The 13,854-nt window shown below is 70.4% G+C and carries 12 protein-coding genes and 1 pseudogene; 10 read left to right on the plus strand and 3 right to left on the minus strand.

Going from position 1 to position 13,854, the window contains the following annotated elements:
• Positions 1–180: 180 nt before the first annotated feature.
• The 5 genes and pseudogenes from OG403_RS28720 to OG403_RS28740 all read left to right on the plus strand — a co-directional run bounded on the left by OG403_RS28720 (position 181) and on the right by OG403_RS28740 (position 1,966).
• Positions 181–1,035, plus strand: coding sequence for a DUF5753 domain-containing protein (locus tag OG403_RS28720; protein WP_329569465.1), 855 nt, complete (start codon positions 181–183; stop codon positions 1,033–1,035).
• Positions 1,032–1,235, plus strand: a complete 204-nt coding sequence (locus tag OG403_RS28725) for a DUF397 domain-containing protein (protein WP_329569467.1) — start codon at positions 1,032–1,034, stop codon at positions 1,233–1,235. The genes OG403_RS28720 and OG403_RS28725 overlap by 4 nt, the downstream gene beginning before the upstream one ends.
• A gap of 57 nt (positions 1,236–1,292) precedes the next feature.
• Positions 1,293–1,379 (plus strand): annotated as a pseudogene (locus tag OG403_RS28730) (hypothetical protein); the annotation flags it as partial.
• A complete protein-coding gene (locus tag OG403_RS28735; RefSeq protein ID WP_329569468.1) occupies positions 1,346–1,612 on the plus strand; it encodes a DUF397 domain-containing protein in 267 nt (88 codons plus the stop codon). The pseudogene OG403_RS28730 and the gene OG403_RS28735, both read left to right, overlap by 34 nt.
• Before the next feature lie 144 nt (positions 1,613–1,756).
• Entirely contained in the window at positions 1,757–1,966 is a 210-nt protein-coding gene (locus OG403_RS28740; RefSeq protein ID WP_329569470.1) for a DUF397 domain-containing protein, read from the plus strand.
• Positions 1,967–2,020: 54 nt separating this feature from the next.
• On the opposite strand, the gene OG403_RS28745 is transcribed toward OG403_RS28740, so the two are convergent.
• The 3 genes from OG403_RS28745 to OG403_RS28755 form a co-directional block, all read right to left on the minus strand.
• Positions 2,021–3,913, minus strand: coding sequence for a DUF2075 domain-containing protein (locus OG403_RS28745; RefSeq protein ID WP_329569472.1), 1,893 nt, complete (start codon positions 3,911–3,913; stop codon positions 2,021–2,023).
• A 196-nt stretch (positions 3,914–4,109) separates the two neighbouring features.
• Positions 4,110–4,889, minus strand: a complete 780-nt coding sequence (locus tag OG403_RS28750) for a flavodoxin family protein (RefSeq protein ID WP_442911095.1) — start codon at positions 4,887–4,889, stop codon at positions 4,110–4,112.
• 206 nt (positions 4,890–5,095) lie between these two features.
• Positions 5,096–6,280 (minus strand): hypothetical protein, encoded by a 1,185-nt coding sequence (locus tag OG403_RS28755; RefSeq protein WP_329569475.1) that lies wholly within the window; start codon positions 6,278–6,280, stop codon positions 5,096–5,098.
• A 284-nt stretch (positions 6,281–6,564) separates the two neighbouring features.
• On the opposite strand from OG403_RS28755, the gene OG403_RS28760 reads away from it, so the two are divergent.
• From OG403_RS28760 to OG403_RS28780, 5 genes are read left to right on the plus strand one after another with little or no spacing between them, the layout of a single operon-like run.
• On the plus strand, positions 6,565–7,077 hold the full coding sequence (locus OG403_RS28760; RefSeq protein ID WP_329569476.1) for a hypothetical protein: 513 nt from the start codon (positions 6,565–6,567) through the stop codon (positions 7,075–7,077).
• Positions 7,077–8,456 carry a hypothetical protein gene (locus tag OG403_RS28765; RefSeq protein ID WP_329569478.1) on the plus strand — a complete coding sequence of 460 codons (1,380 nt, stop codon included), beginning with the start codon at positions 7,077–7,079 and terminating at the stop codon, positions 8,454–8,456. The genes OG403_RS28760 and OG403_RS28765 overlap by 1 nt, the downstream gene beginning before the upstream one ends.
• Complete coding sequence (locus OG403_RS28770) at positions 8,453–9,787, plus strand: VWA domain-containing protein (RefSeq protein ID WP_329569480.1); 1,335 nt, start codon at positions 8,453–8,455, stop codon at positions 9,785–9,787. The genes OG403_RS28765 and OG403_RS28770 overlap by 4 nt, the downstream gene beginning before the upstream one ends.
• Positions 9,788–9,818: 31 nt before the next feature.
• Complete coding sequence (locus OG403_RS28775) at positions 9,819–10,937, plus strand: ATP-binding protein (RefSeq protein WP_329569482.1); 1,119 nt, start codon at positions 9,819–9,821, stop codon at positions 10,935–10,937.
• A complete protein-coding gene (locus OG403_RS28780; RefSeq protein ID WP_442911005.1) occupies positions 10,934–13,852 on the plus strand; it encodes a DUF5682 family protein in 2,919 nt (972 codons plus the stop codon). Before OG403_RS28775 ends, OG403_RS28780 begins: the two co-directional genes overlap by 4 nt.
• Positions 13,853–13,854 lie beyond the last annotated feature (2 nt).

A 13,854-nucleotide genomic window follows, 5' to 3' on the forward strand; every position in this document is an offset into this window, starting at 1 on the left:
GCAGCGTGATGTTCCGCATACTCAGGGTGGCAGCCGCGGTAGCTTTGTGCAAGAAAATCTGGGGAATTAATTCCCAAGAGTTAAATGATCTTCTTGCGCGGCCTGCTTGCGCACGGGCAGACTGGTGCGACTCTCCAAGGAGGCGCAGGGGTGGCTACTCGGCCAGCATCATCAGGGCGCATGTCTACGGTCCTTGGGCGCAAGCTTGGCGGCATACTGCTGGAGCTCCGGGAGGCCAAGGGGCTGACGCAGCCCCAGGCGGCAGCTGCGCTGACGGCAACTCAGACAAAGATCGTCAAGATAGAGCGTGGGTTCTCCCCCGTGCGAGATCCGGATCTTCACGCGCTCTGCGATCTGTATGGGGTCGAGCGTTCGGATTCAGTACGCCAGCGCCTCCTGGCTCTCGCGCAGGCGGATCGAGAGCGTCGACGCGCTTCGGGTTGGTGGCGGGAGTACACCGAACTGGGCGATCTGGTCGAGTACATCCAGCTTGAGGACGCCGCATCCTCGATCCGGACCTTCCAGAATCAGCTGATCCCAGGACTCTTGCAGACGCCGCAGTACGCCCGCGCGATCGCTGTTGCTGATGACGCGTGGCAGGATCCGGATGAGATCGAGCATTTCGTTCAAGCGCGACTCGCCCGTCAGGCGCGGCTGACCGACAGCAGGCCGCTGGAGTTGTGGGCAGTTCTGTCCGAAGCTGCGCTTCGCCAGCAGGTGGGCGGCCGAGACGGCATGAGGGAACAGCTGGAGCATCTTCTCGATGCGACAGCTATGGCGAACGTGAAGGTCCAGGTGCTTCCATTCGCTGCCGGGGCCCATGCGTCGATGAACGGCCCGTTCGTGATCGTTGGCTTCGATGAGCCCGCTGCGCTGGACGTGGTCTATCTGGAGACTGCCAGCTCGACCCTCTGGCTGGAACGCGATCAGGATGCGCATCGGCATCGCGGCCTGTTCGACGGAGTGCGACGATCCGCGTTGTCCCCCGAGGCGTCTCGTGTCCTGCTGAATGACCTGATCAAGGAGTACAGATGAGCAACCAGACAGTGTTCGATTTCCGCAAGAGCAGTTACAGCGGCTCGCAGGGGGAGTGCGTTGAGGTGGCGATCAACGTTCCTTCGAATACGGCAGTTCGCGACTCGAAGAATCCGGCGGGACCCGAGTTGGTCTTCGGCTCCGGTGCCTGGTCGGCGTTCGTCGCCGGGGTCAAGGCTGGAGATCTCGCCTCCCGCTGACCCGCCAGGTGCGTGGCGGGCCCAGCCGAGCCGGGCCCGCCAACGTCTTGATGCGCAGTGGCGGGTACCTCTCCTCAGGCCCTGCTCGCCACGAGCGACCCCCTTCAGGTGTGGGCGATCGTGGGCGAGGCAGCCCAGCAGCGGAGAGTTGGCGGACCCGAGGTCACGAGTGCTCAACTGCGGCGTCTTCTGAGCCGGAGTGGCGGAAGAGCTCCTACAGCAGCGGCAACGGCCAATGCGTTGAAGTGGCCTGCCTGAGTGCACTGGTGTCCATGCGTGACTCAAAGGATGTCGGCGGGCCGGCGTTGCTTGTTCGCGCGGACGCATGGTCGGCGTTCGTCGCTGTGGTCAAGGCGGGAGACTTCCCGGCTCTCTGACCACGTCAGGTGCGTAACAACCCGGGCTGTGGGCTCGCTGAGCGGGTTGTTACGCACCTGGGACGGGCAGCCTTCTCCCGGTGTGCAGATGCCCTGCAGCGTCTCGCGCCACTTCGTTGCCCTATCAAGTGATTGAGGTGGACGATGGCCGCCCCTGACCTGTCCCGCGCCCGCTGGTTCAAGAGCACCCACAGTGGCGCCGAAACCAACTGCATCGAGGTCGCGGATGGCTTCGCCGAGGTCGTCCCCGTGCGGGACAGCAAGAACCCGAGCGGCGCGGCGCTCGTCTTCCCGGGCGGCGCCTGGTCGGCGTTCGTCGCCGGGGTCAAGGCCGGAGACTTCCCAGCCTCCTGATGCACTCGTGTTGCAGGCCGACCCGGAGCCTCCCGGCCCGGTCCGGCCTGCGACTCAGCGCGACTGGGCTGCGGCCACCCGGTGAGCCGAGCGCCCGGATGCCAGCTCGCGCAGTTTGGCCTGGGTCTCCTCGTCCGTCGAGTAGAGAACCGTACCGACCATGCCGCGGGTGAGGAGAACCTTGTAGGTGTTCCGGATCAGGCGGTCGACGTCGTCGTCGCTGGTGGACTTCCGGAAGACCGGGTCCTTGGACTCCGTGCGGTCACAGCGCCAGCGGTCGGTGCGCCAGACCAGGTCGGGTCCGAGAATGACACCGCTCCAGTCGTACTCGAAGCCTTGGGCGGTGTACACGCAGCCGACCTGGCCGAACCCGGCAGGGACGGTGGCCCACAGCGCGGCCGGCGGGGCCCCCGCAACCGAGCGGTCCCCGTAGACGTTCCACGGCCGCGCCCAGTCGCCGATCCGTACGTCCTCGGGGAGCGGCCCTCCGGCCGGGACCTTCTTCGTCCACTTCCAGCAGTACCCGGCCGATATGCGGGCGCTGTAGCCCGCGCCCCGCTGGGCGTCGAGGAAGTTCTCCAGTTCCCAAGGGCTGTCGGCCACTTCGAGCAGCATCTTGCCGTCCGGCTCCCAAGGAATCGGGCCGCCCTCCTCAAGGCCCAGCAGCCGCACGACCCAGTTCAGGTAGGCGTCGCTGCCGCCACAGCGGAACTGGCTGTCCAGCTCTACTACTTCGCAGCTCAGGCCCTTCGCTGCGGCGGCGGCCTGGATCTGTGCCACGGTGCCCATCTCACCAGGGCGGACCACCTGGTGCTCGTCCAGCAGGAACACCGGCACCCTGGCAGCATCGATCAGTTCCTCGATCTGCGCCTTCCCCGTGCGCTGCGTGGCCTGGGTGAAGCGGTTCGCCGAGGTCTTGCGGATGCGGTGGGCCTCGTCGCAGATCAGCACGTCGAGGCTGTTGCGCTCTGCCGTCATGAAGCTGTTGAAGTACTTGAAGAGGTCCTTCACCGCGCGCTTGCGCTCCCCGACCACCTGGCGCATGGTCGTGGTGAACGAACTGGACCCGGTCGCGTGAAGAGCCGTGACGCCGCGTCGGTACAGCTCACCGAGGAGTGAGAGCGCGATGACGCTCTTCCCGGTGCCAGGCCCACCCAGGATGACGACCACCTCCTTGTGGTCGGCCTGCTGCGCCCGGCGCACTGCCCGCAGCACCGTCTCGTACGCCACCCGCTGCTCGTCCAGCAGGACGAACTGCTCGCGCTCGCGGACCTCCTCGGCAGCGACAGCCATGAGCTGCTTGGACGGCCCCACCTTTGCGGCGAGCAGTTGGTCGGCGGCCTCGGCGCCGGACACCGGCTTGAACTTCGTCCGGAGGTACTGGATGAGCTCGCCGCGACGATCGCTGGTGAAGAGTCGGCCGCGTTCGTTCTGCTCCACGTCGTACAGGCCGCGGACGCTGAGTTCGGTCGCGTTGTGGAGGTAGGCGACACCGGAGATCCGTTCCGGGTTCGCGGCCAGGGCCCCGTTGAACGAGATGAGGTAGTCGCAGTAGCCGCGGACCTGCTCGACGGGATTCAGCACCGGTCGGCTGTACGACGCGACCTGGCAGAGCAGTGGGTCCTCGTCCGGCAGCGCGCTGTTCCACTGCTTGAGTTCGACCACCACATAGGACGGCTCGTCGGTCGTGGGGTGGACACCCGCGAGGACGACGTCGGCGCGCTTGCTGTTGAGCGGGAGGGAGTATTCGATCAGCACCTCCACCATGCCGAGTCCGGCGTCCAGCAACGTGCGCGTCAGGACCGGGATGCTCGCCTTCCAGGAACGGACCTCGGCGGGGCCGGGTCGGTAGCCGTGCATGTGGACGAACTGGTCGATGAGGCGCAGCGACAGTGTTTCGGCCAGGCTCTCGGCGGCGACCGCGGATGCGGAGTCGCGGAACAGCAAGACATGCTCCCAGACAGCACGAAGTGACTCGTGCGGGTGGGGGCATGTCCGTAAGGGGAAGCCCGGCGGGCCGCGCTGATGACGGTACGAACCATACCGTCAAGGCAGCGGGGCCGGTGCTCGATTGCTGCCGGGGACGTCGATCAAGCCAGCGGCCGGCGCCCAGCGACCGGAGCCCGGCCACCTCTGTCCAGGCTTAGCGGTGCTCCGGGTTCTCCGAGTCGGAGCGGCATCCCGAGTCCCACTCCGAGCGCTGGTTGCCGTGGGCCGGGATGCCGCCGGCGTCCTTGAGCAGGCGGGCCAGGTGGAGCAGGTTCCAGGTCATGAAGGTGGTGTTGCGGTTGGTGAAGTCGTTCTCCGGGCCGCCGGAGCCCGGGTCCAGGTAGGACGGGCCCGGACCGGCCTCGCCGACCCAGCCGGCGTCGGCCTGCGGCGGGACGGTGTAGCCCAGGTGCTGGAGGCTGTAGAGGACGTTCATCGCGCAGTGCTTCGCGCCGTCCTCGTTGCCGGTGATCAGGCAGCCGCCGACCCGGCCGTAATAGGCGTACTGCCCGGCCTCGTTGAGCAGGCTGGAGCAGGCGTAGAGCCGCTCGATCACCCGCTTCGTCACCGAGCTGTTGTCGCCGAGCCAGATCGGCCCGGCCAGCACCAGGATGTCGGCGGCCATCACCTGGGGGTAGATCTGCACCCAGTCGTCGCGCTCCCAGCCGTGATCGGTCATGTCCGGCCAGACGCCGGTGGCGATGTCGTGGTCGACGGCCCTTAGCTGGTCGACCTGGACGCCCTGGGCCGTCATGATCCGTGTGCTCAGGTCGATCAGCCCCTGGGTGTGGCTGCGTTCGGGGGAGCGCTTGAGCGTGCAGTTGATGTAGAGGGCGCGCAGGTCGTCGTAGCGCGGGCGGGGTGGGCCGGACGGGTCGGTCACGAGTGCTCCTCGGGGGGCGGCGGCGGGGACGCGGGGCAGCGCCGCCAGCATCGTCACCCGGCACCCGCGGTGACCGGCCGCGCCACGCCAGCCCGGGGCGCGCTGCCACCTTGGGGGAGCAGCCGCGGGGGCGGTGTTCGACGTGGCGGCGGTGCGGTCGCTGAAGGGTGCGGTCTCTCGAAGGCTCGCGCAGCAGGTGCCGCGGTGAGTTGACGAAGTGACACGATCTCGCGTGATCGCTCACCGGCCGCACGGCCTCACTTCCCGGCGGGGCCGCCGTGTCCGCCGCAGGTCGTGTTCGGGTAGTTGTTGGCCTGCTGGGGGACGCCGTCGCGGGCACGGGTGATCTGCGGGGTGAGGACGGCGACCTCCTTGGCCAGCTGCTGGTAGGTGGCCCGGACGTGGAGGTCGGCGACGCCGGGGCGGTCGACATTCGCCAGTGGCTCGTGCGTGGCCGCGGCCAGGGAGTCGAGGGAGTCCGGACCGTACGTCGCGACGATCTGCTCCAGCGAGAAGATCGGAATGGTCTTCTGGCCGAGCGTCGCCAGCAGGCGTACGTCGTGCACCAGCGGTGCCAGGGTGGTGTACGGGGCAAGGCCGGCGACGCCGATGGTCAACTCGCCCGCGTCGCCCAGGTGCTGGTGCGCGGACTCGTAGTACGAGGTGAGCAGGCCGCTGCTGGTGGCAGGTCCGAAGTCGTGGGTGAAGTCGGAGCGGTATGCCTGGAAGTAGTCGGCGTCCCAGGTCGCCGGCGGGTTGCTGGTCGCGTTGAGGGTGTCCTGGAGGGCCAGGGTGCCCGCGTCGAGGTCGTCCAGCGACTGCGGCATCGGGGTCACGTCGAGGGCGAGGCCGTCCCGGTGGGCACGCTTGATCAGGGCCCTGTCGGCGGCGATGGCCTGGCACTGCTGGGCCGGGTCGATGTTGGCGGTCAGCAGCTGCTGCTCGGCGTTCTGGTCGCCGGCCATGGCCTCGCCGACCAGGGTCATGGTCTGCGCGGTGCCCTCGTCATCGATCACTATGTCCTGCGCACGCAGCTGGTCGGTCCTGAGCCAGGTGTGGATCCGGTCGACCTCGGTCCGCGACTGCGCGGTGGTGGTGTCGTTCCCACCCGTCCAGATGGTGACCGGCAGGCCCAGCCGGTTGGCTTCGCCGATGATGTGCGTGGCCCAGGTGTCGGCGTGGGGGCCGAAGTCGCCGTCGTCCACCTGGACGAACAGGCCCACGCGGTCGCGGGCCAGGGTCTGCCACAGCTGCGGGGTCCAGATCGTCATGGTGTGCGAGGAAGTCCACACCGCGAGCCGGGCGTGGCCGCCGTCCATGGCCGCGGGGGTGGTGCGCGGCACGCTGTCGCGGGGCGCGGCGGCGGCCGGGGTGCTGATGACGGCACTCAGGGCGAGGGCCGTCGCGGCGAGGACGGCGGCGCAGGGATACCTCTTCTTCACGGGGCTCTCTCCAGGGATGGCGGCGTCCTCGCCGCACGCAGACAAGTCCGGCAGCTGCCGATCGGACTGACATGAGAGGTGCTCATATTTAATCTACTTCCCTTGCAGGCAGGACTTCCAGTACCAGGACAGGGCTCATGTGTGTCGGTGATCGGATGCCCGCTCCGCGCTCCCGTCCCGCTGTCGGTGCCCCGTGTCACGATCCTTGCATCGGTCGAGGTGGAACCCGTGTTCGGGTGCGTTCGCCCGCCGGTTCCGGCGTGGACACAGGAGGTACGAAGGCTGTGAGTGCGGATGATCCCGCCTGGGAGCAGGCGTCGTTGGCGCGGGTGCTGCCGGTCGTCAGGCCCCGCAAACTGGCGAAGGTGCCCTTCGTCGAGCTGGCCGACGGACGGCTGCAAGGGGTGGTGTCGAGTGGGTCGGACATCGAGCGGGTGTATGTCTCCTCCGTCACCGCCGGTGCGCACGGCCTGAGTTGCAGCACCAACAACAATCGGCCGTGCGGCGGGCTGCGGGGCGGTCGGCCGTGCAAGCACCTGGCGGCGCTGCTGGACGAGGCGGTGCTGCAGTACGGGCGCGAGCGGGTGGCGCGGTATCTGCGGGTGGAGGTCGAGGAGGGGCAGGAGTTGGCGGCGGGGCTGCGGGGGGCGCATGAACCCGCCCCGGCGGCCGTGGTGTTCAGCCGGTTCCTGCGGCATCTGTCCTACCTGGAGCTGCCGGACAGCACGCTGCCGATCCCGGAGTTGCACTGGTTCCCGGCGGCGGCCACGACGGCGGCGGCGGGGGCGGTGCGCTGATGCTGGGTGTGCAGTTGGGTGAGCTGCTCGACGGGCCGCCGCCGGGGGTGGCCGAGGCGCTCGGGCTGGTGGCGGAGCTGGACGAGGTGCTGGTGCACGGGTTCGCCCGGCTCGGCGCGGAGGACGGTCAGGCGCTGGCGGCGCTGGCGGGGGCGTTGGGTGCCTCGCCGCTCGGCGGGCCGGTGGCCGAGGCGGTGGCCAAGGTGGGGGCCGGGTCGATCGGTGAGGAGCAGTTGTCCGTGCTGGCCGGCGGTCGGGCGGCGCTGCTCGGTGCGGTGCACGACGCGCTGGTGGCCCGCTTCGACGCGGCCCTCGGCCGCACCCGGGCGCCCTGGGACCAGCCGCCGGTGGCGGCCGCGGCCAACTACCCGGCGCTCGCGGCGGCTCGGGGCTGGCTGCAGGAGGTGGCCATCGTCGGGTGGCGGGGGGTCGGCCACGACCTCGTGTCCAGTGCGGACCGGGTGCTCGAAGCGCTCTGGGCCGAACCCGCGTTGCGGCGCTCGGCGGTGCTGCTGGACGGTCTGGTGGCGGAGTTGCGGGCCACGTGCCCGGTGGGCGCCGCGGACCGGCTGCCGGTGCGCCGGTGGGCCGACCTGTGGACGCGGGCCGTGCTGCTGAGTCACGGAGTCGACGCGGGCTCGGCCGAGCCGGTCTCAGGACGCCTGCTGATCCTGGGCGTTGACGTACTGGAGCACAGCACCGCCGTCCAGGCGCAGGTGCACGGCGTGCTGGAGCCCGACGGCGGGGCGCCGCGCCTGGTCCGCACGGCCGTCACCGCGGCGAAGACGGACACCATCACCGGTCCGGCCGTCTGGCGGCTGCTGGCCGGTCACCCCGTGCTGCTGACCGCGCTGGCCGAACACCGCAGCCTGCGGATCCAGGACCTGCCGCTGACCGCCGCCGGCGACCTGCTCTGGCAGGACGAGCGTGCCGTCGCGGACGAGCGCGCCGACCCGTTCGCCACCGCCCGGATCCTGCTGCCCGGCGCGCAGGCGCCGCTCGTCCCGCCGCTGGACCGGCATCCGGTGCGGCTGGCCGAGCCCGTGCTGATCGAGGGGTACAAGGTCACCGGCGAGCAGCTGGAGCTGGACGGGCACGCGCTCGCCGTCGAGCTGGACCACCTGCCGTCCTGCGGGCCGCTGACCCCCGCGCTGCTGCGCGCATCGAGCGCGTGCGTCGGCCTGGTCCGCTGGGACGCGGGGCGGTGGACGCTGCGCCCGCTGGCCGTCTCCGCGAAGGTGAAGGGCAAGGTCGTGCTGGAGCACAGCGGCGCCTGGGCGTTGGGGCCCACCGATCCCAAGGTCGTCCGGGCCGAGGCGAAGAACGGTGACGGGGTCGCCGTGCTGCGCGAGCGAGCGGGAAGGCTGCTGCGGCGATGAGTACACCTGACAGTTCCGGCAGCTCCGGCAGTTCCGGTAGTTCCGATGAGCACCGCCGTCAGGTCCTCTACTGGCGGCTGTTGAGCCGGCTCTTCGGCAGCGAGGAGCAGCCGTCGCTGGAGACGGCGAGCGTGGCCGTGGTCGAGGACCTCGGGCTGCCGGCCCAACTGCTCGACCCCGGAGTCTCGGTGGACAACCTGGTGCAGCGCTTCCCGGCACTGGAGGCCGAGTTCGCGGGCCTGATGGCGCAAGAGCGGCAGCCGGTGGGCGAGGACGAGGACGAGGACGAGGCCGAACGGGTGCGCCGCGCCGCCCTGGTGTCCAAGCTCCTGCTGAACGTCTTCGCGACCGGCTCCGGCACCGTCAGCGCCTCCCAACTGGCCTGCTGGCAGCGGGACTCCGGCTGGCTCAAGCAGGCGCTCGGCGCCGACGGATCCGCCGGCATCAGCCCGGTGCTCGGCCAGTTGGAGGGCGACCTGGTCAGCCGGATGCGGCTGCGCGAGGTGCTGGCCGATCCGGTGCTCTCCCGCCAGCTCACCCCGAGCATGTCGCTGATCGAGCAGTTGCTGCGCGACAAGTCGAACCTCTCGGGCGTCGCGCTGGCCAACGCGAAGGCGCTGATCCGCCGGTACGTCGACCAGGTCGGCGAGGTGCTGCGCACCCAGGTCCAGCAGACCAGCGCCGGGACGCTGGACCGGTCGGTGCCGCCGAAGCGCGTCTTCCGCAACCTCGACCTGAACCGCACCATCTGGAAGAACCTCACCAACTGGAGCCCACAGGACGAACGGCTCTACGTGGACCGGCTGTTCTACCGGCACACCGCCAAGCGCACCATGCCGGCCCGGCTGATCGTGGTGGTCGACCAGTCCGGCTCGATGGTCGACTCGATGGTGAACTGCACCATCCTGGCGTCGATCTTCGCCGGGCTGCCCAAGGTCGAGGTGCACCTGATCGCCTACGACACCCGGGCGATCGACCTCACCCCCTGGGTGCACGACCCCTTCGAGGTGCTGCTGCGCACCAATCTGGGCGGCGGCAACGACGGGCCGGTGGCGATGGCCATGGCGCAGCCGAAGATCAGCGACCCGCGCAACACGGTCCTGGTCTGGATCTCGGACTTCTACGAGTTCGACCGCTCCCAGCCGCTGTTCGAGGCGATGGAGGCGGTGCACCGCTCGGGCGTGAAGCTCATCCCGGTCGGCTCGGTCAACAGCTCCGGCCAGCAGAGCGTGAACCCCTGGTTCCGCGAACGGTTCAAGAACCTCGGCACGCCGGTGATCTCGGGCCGGATCCAGAAACTCGTCCTGGAACTCAAGACCTTCCTCGCCTGACCTCGTTCAACTCGCCTAGGAGGCACCCATCATGACCGACGACCTGCTGCGCGCCCCGGCCGAGGTCAAGTACGCCGAGGAGCTGGACTGGCTGGAGTCCGTCGACGACGGACCCAAGCCGTTCTCCTGGCGGCTCAGCCCCAGGATGGTGGCGACGTTCATCCTCGGCTCCGAGCGGGCCGACGGCCTGGCGCGCGAGATCGCCCCGAAGTGGTTCGGCGACCGCAGCTTCGTGGAGCGGAGCATCGTCACCCTCGCCTCGGACCGGGGCCTGCTGCTGATCGGCGACCCGGGCACCGGGAAGAGCTGGCTCGCCGAGCTGCTCTCCGCCGCGATCAGCCGCAACTCGACCTTGGTGGTGCAGGGCACCGCCGGCACCACCGAGGACCAGATCAAGTACTCGTGGAACGTCTCCATGGTGATCGCCAAGGGGCAGTCCCGGGAGTCGATGATCCCCTCGCCGATCATGACCGCGATGGAGCGCGGCGTGATCGGACGGTTCGAGGAACTCACCCGCTCCACCAGCGATGTGCAGGACGCGCTGATCTCCATCCTCTCCGAGAAGTACGTCTCGATCCCCGAACTGAACGACGACAACATCGTCTTCGCCAAGCCCGGGTTCTCCATCATCGCCACCGCCAACAGCCGTGACCGCGGCGTCAACGACCTCTCCTCCGCGCTCAAGCGGCGGTTCAACTTCGTGCGGATCCCGGTGGTGACGAACAAGCGCAGCGAGGAGGAGATCGTCCGCTTCCGGACGGCGGAGCTGCTGCGGCGCCACCAGATCGAGTTGGAGGTGCCGCCGTCCCTGCTGGACATCCTGCTGCAGAGCTTCGCCGACCTGCGCGCGGCCTCGGCGGCGGCCGGCTCCGATGACGAGAGGCTGGAGTCGGCGCTGTCGACCGCCGAGCAGATCGGCGTGCTGGAGGACGCGATCCTGCACAGCCAGTTCTTCGGGGACCGCACGCTGCGGGCCCAGACGCTGGCCGGCTCCATGGTCGGCTCGCTGGCCCGCCGCAGCCCCGAGGACCTCACCATCCTGAACAAGTTCTGGCACGGCGTCATCGAGCCGCGCAGCAAGCAGGACGAGAGCGGGCAGTGGCAGGGCTTCCTCGAGGGTGGCCGCCAGGCGATCGCGACCCTCTCGTGAGTGCGCCGCAGGTGGTGGCGGCGGCGACGCCGTTCGGTGCGTTGCGTGAGCAACTGATCGACGCTGCCGGTGAGTTCGCCAGCGGAGCGGACGCGGTGGCCGAGATCCTGGCCGGCATGGTCGATGACGTCGACCGGGCGCTGGGCGAGGAGTTGGAGATCTTCCCGGTCTGCCACCACTCGCCGGCCTCCGGGCTGGCGATGGTGCGCCGACTGCGCGAGAAGCAGCCCTCGGTGATCTACCTGGAGTTGTGCGAGGACCTGAGGCCGCTGCTGGACGAGCTGCGCAACTGCCGACTGCCGGTCGCGCTGCAGGCGTTCGCGAGCGAGGCCGACGGCTTCCCGGCCGCCTGGGCGCCGCTGAGCGTGGTGGCGCCGATCACCGAGGCGTCGGCCGAGTACCAGGCGATCGCCTACGCGCTCGACACCCCGGGCGTCGAACTGGTGCTGGTCGACCGCTCCACCGACCACGTCTTCCAGTGGACCCCGACCGAACCGCACGAGCCGGCGCAGCGGGAGGCCCAGCAGCCCGCCGAGCCTGCCAAGCCCGCCGAGCCCGCCGAGCCCGCCGAGGAAGCCGCCCTGCACGGCGAGGCGGTGGGCATCGGCATGGGCGACCTGCGCCCGCGATTCGCCGAGTTGGAGCGGCACCTGCTGCACCACGGCAAGGTCCGGCACTGGTCGGAGTGGTGGGACCAGTACGTCGAGCAGCCGCTGACCGGCGCCGACCATGACACCTACCGGCAGGTCATGGTGATGATCGGCAGCCTGTTCCGCCGGCTGCGCCGCGACGATGGGCAGGACCGCGACGAGGACCGCGAGCGCTACATGTGGACCAGGATGCGCGAGCACCTCGCCGCCACCGGCACCGACCCGGAGCGCTGCCTGTATGTCTGCGGCGCCTTTCACGCCGCCAGCCGGGTCGAGCAGTTCGGGCTGGCGGCGGACGCGGCGCCCTACGAGATCAGCCAACGGACGCAGACCCGCTGGCAGTACGGGCTGATCCCGTCCAGCCACTCCGCCATCGAGGCCCAGTTCGGCCTTGCCGCGGGCTCGGTCTCGATCGCCGCCGCGACCTGGAGCAAGGCGGTCAAGCACGGTGGCGCCAAGCCCTACGCGCTGCGCGGGGCAGCGGCCCGGCGCAGCACCGGCAAGCGCACCGCGAAGGCACTCGCGACCCGGCCCGCGGCCACTGGCCCGACTGGCACCGACCCGAGTGCCACCGGCCCGACTGGCACCGAGCCGCCGGTGCCCGACCGGCTGTCCGGCTACCTGGCCGGCCCGCCGCGGCCCGATGCCCTGGACGAGGCCGAACTGCTCGGCTGGTCGGTCGACATCGTCCGGCTGGCCCGCCGCAACGGCTACCTGGCCAGCACGGCGGACGCCATCGCGGTGTTCGAGACCGCCATCCTGCTCGCCGGGATGCGGGGCCGCAACCGCCCCACCCCGTACGACTTCCAGGACGCGGCGGTCACCTGCATCGAGAAGGACACCGTGCCCGGCCGGCGCGACGTCCGGCGGCTCTGCGAGATCCTGCTGGGCGGGGACCGGATCGGGCAGGTCGGCTACGAGTCGCTGCCGCCACTGGCCCGCGACGTCCTCGACCGGCTTCGCCCACTGGGTCTGGACCTGGAGCGGCGCACCGTCCAGCGGGCGCTGCTCGACCTCGGCGCACAGCCCGAACTGAAGCCCTGTTCCGACCTGTTGTGGATCCTGCGGCACCTGCTGCCGGCGGACGCGGTGCGGCCGATCATGGGGTCCCGGGAGCTGGGCAGCCGGGCCGTCCAGGAGAGCTGGGACCTGGCGATCGGCCGCAGCCAGCGCGCCCTGGTCGAACTGGGCTACGAGGGCGTCACCGTCGAACAGGTGCTGGAGCAGCGGCTGCGCCGGGCCGTCCGGGCCCCCGACGCCACCGCGGCCACCGCGCTGCGCGCCGTCGAGGACGCCCTGCGCTACCTGGGAGGCCGCCGGGTGGCCGATGAACTCGGCGCCAGAGCGGTGGAGTTGCTGGCCACCGAGCGCACCGCGGACGACGCGCCCGAGGTGCTCGGGCGGGTCCGCCGGCTGCTCACCCACTTCCGCGCCACCGAACCCGAACTGCCGCGCTGGTGCCAGGACTTCGCCACCCGCGGCTACGCCCACTACTGCACCCTGCTGCCCGCCGCGTTCGCCGACGAGGAGACCGGCGCGCGCCAGGTCGCCGCGATGCTCGGCTTCCTGTTCAGCATGGAGGGCCTGGCACTGTCGCTGGGCTGCGACCACGCGCAACTGGAGATCGCGGTCCGCCAGTCCCACCCCGCCACACCCGCCAAGACGGCGCTGCTCTGGGCCGCCCGGTTCCAACTGGGCGAACTGACGCTCAGTCAACTGCGCTCGCTCGGTGCCGGGCTGCTGGACAACCCGCTGGTCGTGCCGACCGTCCCGCAGTACCTGAGCGGATTCGTGCAGGCGCTGGAGCCGGTCCCGACGCTGGCCCCGTTCGTGGTGGAGGTGATGTCCCGGGCGTTCGGCCAGCTGCCCGACACCGTGCTGCTGCCCTGGCTGCCGAAGCTGATCACGGCGCTGCGCGACCACGCGGGCGAACTCGCCCCGCTGCTCGTCCGCGAGGCGGGCCGCACCTTCCCGGGCACCCTGGCGGCCCTGGACGGCTGGGTGCCGCCGTGGCAGACCGCAGCCGCCGCGCCGCCACTGCTGGCCGCGCACCCGGCGGCCGGCGGCCCGGCGGCGGAGCTGCTGGCCGCGCACCCGGCGGCCTGCGACGCGGTGGCGGCGCTGCTCGGCCACGACACCGGTTGGCGGCAGCCGGACGGCGCCGGGCCGGCGGGCGACCGGGAGGTGACCGAGCTGCTCGCCCGCCACCCGCAGTCGGCCGAGGCCATCGCCGCCCTGCTGGGCGTGGTGGGCGTGGTGGCCTGACC

The organism is Kitasatospora sp. NBC_01266 (genome assembly GCF_036242395.1).
In the GTDB taxonomy this organism is placed as follows: Bacteria; Actinomycetota; Actinomycetes; order Streptomycetales; family Streptomycetaceae; genus Kitasatospora.

Excerpts from the sequence above, each read along its gene's own strand:
- OG403_RS28720 (WP_329569465.1), top strand. The coding sequence starts at position 181 with ATGTCTACGGTCCTTGGGCGCAAGCTTGGCGGCATACTGCTGGAGCTC.
- OG403_RS28725 (WP_329569467.1), top strand. The coding sequence starts at position 1,032 with ATGAGCAACCAGACAGTGTTCGATTTCCGCAAGAGCAGTTACAGCGGC.
- OG403_RS28740 (WP_329569470.1), top strand. The coding sequence starts at position 1,757 with ATGGCCGCCCCTGACCTGTCCCGCGCCCGCTGGTTCAAGAGCACCCAC.
- OG403_RS28750 (WP_442911095.1), bottom strand. The coding sequence starts at position 4,889 with ATGCTGGCGGCGCTGCCCCGCGTCCCCGCCGCCGCCCCCCGAGGAGCA.
- OG403_RS28765 (WP_329569478.1), top strand. The coding sequence starts at position 7,077 with ATGCTGGGTGTGCAGTTGGGTGAGCTGCTCGACGGGCCGCCGCCGGGG.
- OG403_RS28770 (WP_329569480.1), top strand. The coding sequence starts at position 8,453 with ATGAGTACACCTGACAGTTCCGGCAGCTCCGGCAGTTCCGGTAGTTCC.
- OG403_RS28775 (WP_329569482.1), top strand. The coding sequence starts at position 9,819 with ATGACCGACGACCTGCTGCGCGCCCCGGCCGAGGTCAAGTACGCCGAG.